6 protein-coding genes are annotated in these 7,938 nt (G+C 72.1%); 3 read left to right on the forward strand and 3 right to left on the reverse strand.

Features of this window, described 5'->3' with window-relative positions:
• Window positions 1–95: 95 nt before the first annotated feature.
• Window positions 96–1,364: a DUF5685 family protein gene (locus ACWV17_RS32250; RefSeq protein WP_455362448.1), complete on the reverse strand. Its 1,269-nt coding sequence runs from the start codon at window positions 1,362–1,364 to the stop codon at window positions 96–98.
• Between the two features lie 278 nt (window positions 1,365–1,642).
• Here ACWV17_RS32250 and ACWV17_RS32255 point away from each other — a divergent pair, with 278 nt between their 5' ends.
• Window positions 1,643–2,080 (forward strand): cell division protein SepF, encoded by a 438-nt coding sequence (locus tag ACWV17_RS32255; protein WP_455354616.1) that lies wholly within the window; start codon window positions 1,643–1,645, stop codon window positions 2,078–2,080.
• Between the two features lie 30 nt (window positions 2,081–2,110).
• On the opposite strand, the gene ACWV17_RS32260 is transcribed toward ACWV17_RS32255, so the two are convergent.
• Together ACWV17_RS32260 and ACWV17_RS32265 are read right to left on the reverse strand one after the other, a co-directional pair.
• Entirely contained in the window at window positions 2,111–3,319 is a 1,209-nt protein-coding gene (locus ACWV17_RS32260) for an acyl-CoA dehydrogenase family protein (protein WP_455362449.1), read from the reverse strand.
• 75 nt (window positions 3,320–3,394) lie between these two features.
• Window positions 3,395–5,086, reverse strand: coding sequence for an MFS transporter (locus ACWV17_RS32265; protein WP_455354614.1), 1,692 nt, complete (start codon window positions 5,084–5,086; stop codon window positions 3,395–3,397).
• A gap of 240 nt (window positions 5,087–5,326) precedes the next feature.
• On the opposite strand from ACWV17_RS32265, the gene ACWV17_RS32270 reads away from it, so the two are divergent.
• Window positions 5,327–6,514, forward strand: coding sequence for a glycosyltransferase family 39 protein (locus ACWV17_RS32270; protein WP_455362450.1), 1,188 nt, complete (start codon window positions 5,327–5,329; stop codon window positions 6,512–6,514).
• Window positions 6,515–6,742: 228 nt separating this feature from the next.
• Window positions 6,743–7,822, forward strand: a complete 1,080-nt coding sequence (locus ACWV17_RS32275; protein WP_455362451.1) for a phosphatase PAP2 family protein — start codon at window positions 6,743–6,745, stop codon at window positions 7,820–7,822.
• Window positions 7,823–7,938 lie beyond the last annotated feature (116 nt).

Genomic DNA, 7,938 nt, shown 5'->3' on the forward strand with positions numbered 1-7,938 from the left:
CGCACGCGCCCACGGGGTTCGCGCCACTTCCCCCGGACGGCCGGAACTCGACCTTCCGAGGAGTGGGCGAGACCGGCGCTGTGCGGCCGGTCCGCTCAGCAGCCGTCGCAGGGGCAGCAGCAGTCGCAGCAGTCACAGTCGCAGTCCCGGCAGGCGCCCTTGCGCCTCTTGCGCGACCAGGGGCCCTCGTACTCCTTGGCGCAGCACAGTTTGCAGGTGCAGCACAGCCCGATCGCCACCGCGCAGCCCTCCCAGAAGCCGCGCCGCCCGGGGGGCTGCGGTTCGTTCCTCGGCCCGGGGCCGGGTCCCGGCGGCATGCCGCCCGGCCCGCCGGGCAAGCCGGGCCCGCCTCCGCCGTACGGGTCGCCGCCGTACGGGTTGCCGCCGCCGTACGGGTTGCCGCCTCCGTACGGGTTGCCGCCCTGGCCACCGGGGAACCCCTGGGCCGGCGGGCCGAATCCGCCCGGACCGCCCCCGTGCTCCCCGTGGCTTCCCCGGTGCGCACAGCTCGTCGTGCCGAAGGCGCGGTCGACCGACGCCTTCAGCTCGTGCACCAGCAGCAGATGCGCCAGCTTGCCGTCCACGAACGCGGCGTCCTTCAGCGCCAGCCTGATCCCGTGCAGCGCGTCGTCGCACAGCCGCCGCGCCTCCGCGAGGTCCGTGCCCGTCGCCGTGAGCGGGTTCCAGGCGCCCGACGCCTCGTCAGAAGTCTGGTCCTCGACGGCGTCCAGCACATGCGCGAGCCGTCCGAAGAGCCGGCCCGCCTCGGCCAGTGGCGCCGCGTTACCCGGCCGGCCGGCGAGCACCGCGGTGTGGGCGAAGGCCGCCGCGGTGGCCGTCTCGGTCGGCTCGGTGATGGTCAGCAGGGGCGTGCCGATCCCGGCCGCGGCCTCGATCCCCGCCTGCCTGCCGACCGCGTCCAGGAGTACGGCCGTGTCGAAGCCCAGCGCCGCCCCGGTGCGCGCCCCCGCCCGGTCCCAGCCGGCGGCGACCTTCCGGGCGGCGGCGGCCAGTGGCCTGCGGGCCAACAGCCCGTCCCGGTCGGCGACGTGGTCGCGTACCTTCGCCGAGGCCAGCACCAGCGAGACGGCGGCCGCCAGCCGCGCCCCCTCACCCTGGGCGACCGGCGCGGTACGCATGCCGCGCAGCGGGCAGGGTCCGGCGGTGCGCCGCCAGTCGGTGGTGCGCTCGGACTGAGCCTCCGTCAGAACCGAGACGATCAGGCCGTCGTAGTTGGTGACGACCCGGGCGAACTGGCCGTGGTCACCGCGAAGTGCCAGGCAGAGCCCGCAGAGGTGGGCCATCCACTCCGCCTTGAACCTTTCGGTGAGCCGGTGCGTGCATGGTCTGACGATTCCGAACAACTCAATCCCCCGGGAGTCATTTCGCCTGTGCGGGGCAGGCATCGTGTTGACCGGTCCGTTCACCCGTACGCTCCCGCTTCACCCGTACGGATCGATGAATCATATTTTCACTCTGTCAGCAGCCAGGGCCAGGAAGAACCTTGACGAAACGCCATAAATTCTGCACCAGTACCGTCACGAAACCCATGTGCGACCACTATCCACTTGGCGCGCGATCCGCATCATGGACGACCATAGGTGTGCGGAACGCAGACAGACCGCGGTGAAAGGAGGCGTCCATGGGATCGGTGCGCAAGGCGAGTGCCTGGCTGGGACTCGTCGAGGACAGCGACGACGAGCGTTACTACGACGACGAGTACGCCGAGGGTTCCGGGACCGGCGACCAGTGGGTGACCGACCCGCGGGTGCGGGTGGCCTCCGAGGCGGCGCAGGAGCAGGGCCGCCGGATCGCCACGGTCACCCCGGACGGCTTCCGGGACGCCCGCGGCATCGGTGAGCTCTTCCGGGCGGGGGTCCCGGTCATCGTGAACCTGACGGCCATGGAGCCCACCGACGCCAAGCGCGTGGTGGACTTCGCGGCCGGTCTGACCTTCGGCCTGCGCGGCTCGATCGAGCGCGTGGCCACCCGGGTCTTCCTGCTGTCCCCCGCCGACACCCAGGTCGTCAACGGCGAAACCGCTGGCCGGCCCGGGGACGGCTTCTTCAACCAGAGCTGAGCAGGGCAGCTCTCCGGCCCCCTTACCGGCCTACCGGAAGGCGTCGAGACCGGTGAGCGCCTTGCCCAGCACCAGCTGATGCATCTCGACGGTGCCTTCGTAGGTGAGCACCGACTCCAGGTTCGTCGCATGCCGCATCACGGGGTATTCGAGCGAGATCCCGTTGGCGCCGAGGATCGTGCGCGAGGTACGGCAGATCTCGATGGCCTCGCGCACATTGTTGAGCTTTCCGAAGCTGACCTGTTCCGGTCGCAGCTTCCCGCCGTCCATGCGACGCCCCAGATGGTGGGCGAGCAGGATGCCCTTGTGCAGTTCGAGCGCCATGTCGGCCAGCTTGGCCTGGGTGAGCTGGAAGCCCCCGATCGGCCTGCCGAACTGCTCGCGCGTCTTCGCGTACTCGACCGCCGCCTCGAAGCTGGCGCGGGCCGCGCCCATCGCTCCCCAGACGATTCCGTACCGGGCGTGGTTCAGGCAGTTCAGGGGCCCGCGCAGGCCGGTGACCTCCGGCAGTACGGCATCGGCGGGCAGCCGCACCTCGTCGAGGACCAGTTCACTGGTGACGGACGCCCGCAGGGACCACTTGTGCTTGATCTCGGGCGCCGAGAAGCCGGGGCTGCCGGTCGGGACGACGAATCCGCGGATGCCGTCGTCCGTCTGCGCCCAGACGACCGCGACTCCGGCCACCGAGCCGTTGGTGATCCACATCTTGCGGCCGGTCAGCACCCAGTCGCCGCCGTCGCGCTTGGCGTACGTCCGCATGCCGGCCGGGTCGGAGCCGTGGTCGGGTTCGGTCAGTCCGAAGCAGCCGATGATGCTGCCCTCGGCCATGCCGGGCAGCCAGCGCTGCTTCTGCTCCTCGGAGCCGAAGCGGTGGATGGCGTACATCGCCAGCGACCCCTGGACGGAGACGAGCGAGCGGATGCCGGAGTCGGCGGCCTCCAGTTCCAGGCAGGCCAGGCCGTACTGGACGGCGGTGGCCCCCGCGCAGCCGTACCCCTGGAGCGACATGCCGAGGGCGCCGATCGAACCGAGCTCCCGGGCCAGTTCGCGGATGCCGGGCAGCTCACCCTTCTCGTACCAGTCCGCGATGTACGGCAGGACGCGGTCGGCCGCCCAGGAGCGCACGGTGTCGCGGATGGCGAGGTCCTCGGCGCTCAGCAGGTCGTCGATACCGAGCGGATCACCGGCGTCGAAGGGCGGAAGCTTCGAGGGTGCGGACGACGACGGGGACGAGGACATGGCAGGGCCTCCCGGGCTGGCAGTGCGACGCTAAAACTAGCAGTGGTAGTTACAGCTCGGCGCCGACGTTACGGCTCAGCGCCCCGCCCGTCCAGACCCGGCCGCCTCGGCGGGTTCCCGGCGCGACGCGGGCACGGGGACCCGTACCTCCGGCCGCGACCCCTGCGACCCCTGCGCCTCCCGCGGCAGCGCGTCCTCCTGCTTCGCCGCGCACTCCATCACCTTCGGCAGCCGCAGCGCGGCCAGCGCGCCGAGCAGCAGCAGACCGGCGCTGACGAAGAGCGTCACATGCAGCCCGTGGACGAAGGAGTGCTGCGCGGCGGTGCGCAGGGCGTGTCCGGCGGGCCCGCCGAGCTGGGCCGCGACCTGGTAGGCCTCCCCGAGCGAGTGCGCGGCGGCGGCGCTCTCGGCGGCGGGGACCCCGGCCACCTTGGAGAGGGCCGGCGCGTAGGCGGCGTTCATGACACTGCCGAGCAGCGCGATCCCCATGCCCGCACCCAGCTGGTACGACGTCTCGCCGATGGCCGCGGCGCCGCCCGCCTGGTCGGCGGGCGCTTCGCTGAGCATCGACTCGTACGCGCCGAAGAGCGTGGTCTGCAGGCCGAAGCCGAGCAGCACGAAGCCGACCGTCAGCAGCAGCGGCCGGTCGTGCTGGCCCATCAGCGTCAGCAGCAGGACGGAGGCGGCGGTCAGCGCGAAGCCGAGCGAGACCATCAGCCGCGGGCCGAGACGGTTCAGGGTGTACGAACCGGTGGCACCGGCCGCCATGGCGGCAAAGGTGAGCGGGAGCAGCCGCAGTCCGGTCTCCAGCGGGCCGAGGTCCAGGACCAGCTGGAGGTACTGGACGGCTATGAGCTCCAGGCCGACCAGCGCCAGCATGGCCAGGACGATGCAGCCCACGGAGGTCGAGAAGGTGGGCCGGGTGAACATCCTCACGTCTATCAGCGGCTGGCTGCGGCGCTTCTGCCGGCGTACGAAGAGGACCAGCAGCACCGCACCGACGATCAGCGGGCAGAGGGTCCTCGCGTCGAGCACGCCCTCGCCGCCGCCCGCCCGCTTCACGCCGAGGACGACACCGAGCACGCCGGCCGCGGCCATCAGCGCGCCGAGCACGTCCCACGGGCCGTTGCCCTCGCCCTTGGACTCCGGGAGCAGCCAGCGGCCGACCGGCAGGATCAGCGCCATCAGCGGGATGTTGATCAGGAAGACCGAGCCCCACCAGTAGTGCTGGACGAGGAAACCGCCCAGCACCGGGCCGGTGGCCGCGCCGACCGCGGCCACCGCCGTCCAGATACCGATGGCGGTGGCCCGCTCGCGGCGGTCGGGGAAGACCTGGCGGAGGATCGAGAGCGTGGCGGGCATGATCATGGCGCCGCCGACGCCGAGCAGGGCCCGGGCCGCGATCAGCACCTGGGGGTTGTCCGCGAAAGCGGCAACCGCGGAAGCCACTCCGAACAGGCCGTAACCCAGCAGCAGGACCCGGCGGCGGCCCACGCGGTCGCCGAGGGTGCCGAAGAGGATCAGCAGCGAGGCGCAGACCAGCGGGTACGCGTCGACGATCCACAGCAGCTCGATCGAGCCGGGGCGCAGGTCCTCGGTGACGGCGGGGACGGCGACATGCAGCACGGTGGCGTCGAGGGCCACGAACAGCAGGCTCACGCACAGGACGACAAGGACGACCCAGCGGTTCGCGCCGTCGGCGGCCCCGGCGAGGCGTTGCCAGGGAGCGTCGGGGCGGCGCGGGCCGGCCGTGTTCGTCCCTGACATGTACGTACCTCCAAGTGAACCCTCGCGCTCGGCGGACCAGCGAGGACGGCGTTCTCGGCGTACCCCGGGGTCCCGGCATCGACAGGCGAGTGAGCCGTCAGCGTACGCGAGTTCCCGGCGGGGATGCGTGGTCCATCTCTCACCTCTGCGGACCCCGAGGTGTGGCGTACGCCACTTCCGTCCCGGTGTGCAAGCCGGACGGCGGCCGGCGGTTCGCGCGCGGCACCGATAATCGTCCCCGTGACTGATCTCCTGACCACCGCTCTTCCCCGCCCCGCGGCGCCCGCGGCCATGGCCGCGCTGCGCCGGGCGGCCCCCGCGCTGGCCGCGTACGCCGTGGTCCGGCTGCTCGGGGTGGCGGTGCTCGGGGTGTGGGGAGCCGCGGCGGGAAGCAGTCCGCACCAGCTGCTGTCCGGGCGCTGGGACTCGCTCTGGTACACCCGCGTCGCCGAGCTCGGTTACGGCTACGAGGTGCGCCTGGCGAACGGCGACGTCCACTCCAACCTGGCGTTCTTCCCGCTGCTGCCGTGGCTGGAGCGGCTGCTCGCGGCGGTCGGCCCGCTCTCGCCGGCGGACGCCGGGCTGGTGGTGGCCTGGACGGCTTCGCTCTTCGCCGCCTGGGGGATCTTCGCGATCGCCGACCGGCTGTACGGGCGGCGGGCCGGGATCCTGGCGGTGGTGCTGTGGGCGGTGCTGCCGGTAGGCATCGTGCAGTCGATGGCGTACAGCGAGACGCTCTTCACCGCGCTGGCGGCCTGGTCGCTGTACGCCGTGCTGACCGGGCGCTGGGTGTGGGCGGGGGCACTGGCGTCGCTGGCCGGACTGACCCGGCCGGTGGGGGCGGCCGTGGTGGCGGCGGTCTGGGCCGCCGCGGTGATGGAGCTGGTCCGCGGTGCGCGCGACGGCGGGCCGGGCGGTGGCGGGCCGCGCGGGCGGTGGCGGATGCTGCTGGGCGTGGTGCTCGCTCCGCTCGGCGCCGCGGGCTACGTGCTGTGGGTCGGACACCGCACCGGCGGCGGGCTCTTCGGCTATCTCGATGTGCAGGCGCAGCGGGGCAACGGCTTCGACGGGGGCTGGGCGTTCGCGCGGTTCATCGGCGAGCGTCTGGCCTCGCCCGCCTTCGCGGCCGGCCTCGGTCTGATCGCCGGGGTCGCGCTGGTGCTCTGGCTGTACGTGCTGTGCGTACGCCGCCGCCAGCCGCTGCCGTTGCTGGTGTTCTGCGGGATCGTGGTGACCCTCGCCCTGTGCGCTTCCGGCTACTTCGGCTCCAAGCCCCGGCTGTTGATGCCGGCGTTCCCGCTGCTGCTGCCGGTCGCCGTGGCGCTGGCCCGGCTGCGCACCTCACGGGCGGTGCTCGTGCTCGGTCCGGTGGCGCTGGCCTCGGCGGTGTACGGGGCCCTGTGGCTGAACGGCACCGGTCCGCCGTGACCGCGCGGGAAATTCTCCGCAGCGCCCGGGTGAATGAATTCCGGCGAACGCACAACTGCCGCATCAATCATCAATTGAATTGATCCGAACATCATTCTCGACGCGGCATCCGCTTTCCTGGACTCATAGGAAATGACCCCGGATTGAGACCAAGTCCACATCACATCGTCATCACAAAGCGACCGATTCGACGTGGGCTCGGACGCCTGCGCTGTAACGTCGATTGACGTGCGTACCGACCGAACTTTCACCCGTCTGGACCGGGTCTTCGCCCGGCTGGACCGTGAGCCCGAACGACCGGCCCATCTAGAGATCCCTCGGATGAGCCGGCACCGCACGGTGCTCTTCGGCTCAACGCTGGGTTTCTACCTGGCGATCGTCGTGGCTGTGCTGACCACCTCCTGGCTGGTCCGGCTGGACTGGCAGATCATGTTCTTCCGGCCGTACGAGCAGTGGCCCGAACTCCACCCGTTCCTCGACTACTTCGTCGTACTGGGCCAGCGCGGCCCCACCGCCGTCATGGTCGCCGCCTGGCTCGGCTGGCGCTCCTGGCGGCAGCACACCCTGCGCCCGCTGATCACGCTCGGCGTGTCGCTGCTGCTGCTCAACGTCACGGTGGGCGCCGTGAAGCTGGGCCTCGGCCGGCTCGGTCCGCACTACGCGACGCAGATCGGATCGGCCGAACTCTTCGCGGGCGGCGATATATTTCCTTCAGGGCACACCGCAAACGCGGTGGTGACGTGGGGCATCCTCGCGTATCTGGCGTCCACCCTGCGGACCAGGCGCTACCTCTCGGTGCTCTCCGCGGTCGTGGCCCTCGGCGTCGGCGCTACCACGGTCTACCTCGGTACGCACTGGGTGAGCGATGTCCTGCTGGGCTGGGCCGCCGGTCTGCTGATCCTGCTGGCCCTGCCCTGGTTCGAGCCGCTGATCGCCACCGCCGAGGCGTGGATCCTCGCCAGGCGCGACGAGCTGTGGGCCCGGCTGCGCGAGCGTGGCACCGCGGTCCCGGTCCCGGTCCCCGTCCCCGCGGATGTCAGGCCCGCGGTGTTCCGGCCGGGCGTCCGGGCAGCAGAGGAAGAACTCCCGGCCTGTGAGCCGGTGAGCGCCGGGCGCGCGGCCACCACAGGCGGCAGCGCCACCGGCGGCAGGGCCACCCCGCATCTCGCGCCCAAGCCGCACACGGCACGCTCCGAGCGCAGCCCGGTCACGCCGGTGGGCAGTCGCCGGCCGCCGCACCCGCCTCATCCGCCGCACCCGGAGCGCGCGACACGCAGTTCCTCGGCCCGCCCGGTGGCGGGCGGCTGAGACCGAACGGCGGTACGCACCCCCGCCACACGGCAGAGGGGGGAGGGGGGGGGGGGGGGAGGGGGGGGGGGGGGGGGGGGTGGGGGGGAGGGGGGGGGGGAGGGGGGGCGACGGGA

Source organism: Streptomyces mabaensis (genome assembly GCF_053763515.1).

Bases quoted from the DNA above. Each gene is read 5' to 3' on its own strand.
- ACWV17_RS32255 (WP_455354616.1), top strand. From the start codon at position 1,643: ATGGGATCGGTGCGCAAGGCGAGTGCCTGGCTGGGACTCGTCGAGGAC.
- ACWV17_RS32260 (WP_455362449.1), bottom strand. From the start codon at position 3,319: ATGTCCTCGTCCCCGTCGTCGTCCGCACCCTCGAAGCTTCCGCCCTTC.
- ACWV17_RS32265 (WP_455354614.1), bottom strand. From the start codon at position 5,086: ATGTCAGGGACGAACACGGCCGGCCCGCGCCGCCCCGACGCTCCCTGG.